This is a genomic window from Plesiomonas sp. (genome assembly GCF_051650925.1).
Taxonomy (GTDB): Bacteria; Pseudomonadota; Gammaproteobacteria; order Enterobacterales; family CAMTGL01; genus Plesiomonas.
The window spans coordinates 1-1,778 of the sequence record NZ_JBOFRH010000415.1 but is presented as its reverse complement, the minus strand read 5'-3'; the positions used below and the strand labels follow the sequence as shown (position 1 = coordinate 1,778).

Sequence of the window (1,778 nt, the reverse complement as noted above, 5' to 3'; positions counted from 1 at the left end):
GGCAACGCTGTGTGGAGGCTATCAATAATATTGCCAATATCAATACAGGGGTTATGCACTCTATCGGTGATTCATTAGTGTATCGCCTTGAAGACGGCATCACCTCTGAGACCACTCTATTTGAGGGAAATCGTCGCTATTTCGATGTGCACTATTACTTAGAAGGACATGAGCGTATTGAGTTTGCGGCTAAATCGGCATTACAGCCGGTAAGTGCCTACCGTGATGAAACTGATCGTGAATTTCTACAGGGAAAAGGACAAGTCAGTGAGCTGCGGGCTGGGCAAATCGCTATTTTTGACAACAACAATGCCTACCGTTTTCACGGCGGCCACCCTGTTAAAAAAGTGGTTTTAAAAGTCACCATTGAAGATGGCTACTTTCTGAATAAATAACGTTTCGATAAATAACAACAAGAGAAAGACGGCCACCGGATCTTGGCCGTGCTTTCTCATCCAGAAAAAACCGAAAACAAAGACTGAGAACGTTAACCTCTGGAGATAGATGATGTCTGATTCAAAACGGAATACGATCGGCAAATTCGGGTTATTATCTTTAACATTTGCTGCCGTATTTAGCTTTAATAATGTCATTAATAACAATATTGAAATAGGCCTAGCCTCTGCACCTATGTTCTTTTTGGCCACGATTTTTTACTTTATCCCTTTCTGTTTGATTATTGCCGAGTTTGTATCGCTGAATAAAAACTCAGAAGCTGGTGTTTATGCGTGGGTCAAAAGCTCATTAGGCGGCCGCTGGGCATTTATTTCAGCGTATACCTACTGGTTTGTTAATCTTTTTTTCTTTACCTCGTTATTACCGCGCGTTATTGCCTATGCCTCTTATGCTTTCCTCGGATATGAATATATTCTGACACCAATAACAACTACAGCCTTAAGTATGGTGTTGTTTGCTTTTGCTACCTATGTTTCTACTAACGGTGCAAAAATGCTGGGGCCTATCACGTCGGTGACCTCTTCGCTGATGTTACTGCTGACCATCTCTTATATTTTGCTCTCAGGGGCAGCGTTAATTGGCGGCGTACAACCAGCTGATCCGATTACGGTAGATGCGATGATCCCCAATTTTAACTGGGCATTTTTGGGCATCACTACGTGGATTTTCATGGCGGCAGGGGGTGCTGAGTCTGTAGCTGTTTACGTCAATGACGTGAAAGGCGGCTCGAAATCATTCGTCAAAGTAATTATTGTCGCGGGGATCTTCATTGGCGTGCTGTACTCTGTAGCCTCACTATTAATCAACGTATTTGTGCCAAGTGAAACCCTTAAATATACCGGTGGTTCAGTACAAGTGTTTGAAGGGTTAGCCACTTATTTTGGTTTACCTGAGATCCTGATGAACCGTTTTGTTGGTCTGGTATCCTTTACTGCAATGTTTGGTTCACTGCTCATGTGGACAGCAACACCGGTTAAAATTTTCTTTTCTGAAATTCCGGAAGGAATTTTTGGCAGAAAAACCGTTGCGCTCAATGAAAATGGTGTGCCGGTGCGTGCCGCGTGGATCCAATTTTTGATTGTTCTGCCACTGATGATCATCCCAACTCTCGGTTCAAATACGGCGCAAGATCTGATGAATACAGTGATAAACATGACCGCTGCGGCCTCGATGCTGCCACCACTGTTTATCATGCTGGCTTATATGAATCTGCGGTTAAAACTCGATCATCTGCCACGGGATTTTAAAATGGGCTCTCGCCTGACGGGTATCGCAATCGTTTCCGTTTTAATGGTAATCTTCACCATTGGCTTTTTAGCCTC

At 43.5% G+C, this 1,778-nt stretch carries 2 protein-coding genes; both read left to right on the top strand.

The window, feature by feature from the left end:
• Window positions 1–395: beta-galactosidase subunit beta (locus tag ACRC27_RS09850; RefSeq protein ID WP_438639792.1), on the top strand; the 395-nt coding region annotated here is incomplete at its 5' end.
• 112 nt (window positions 396–507) lie between these two features.
• A partial coding sequence (locus ACRC27_RS09845) for an amino acid permease (RefSeq protein ID WP_438639791.1) occupies window positions 508–1,778 on the top strand: 1,271 nt, incomplete at its 3' end.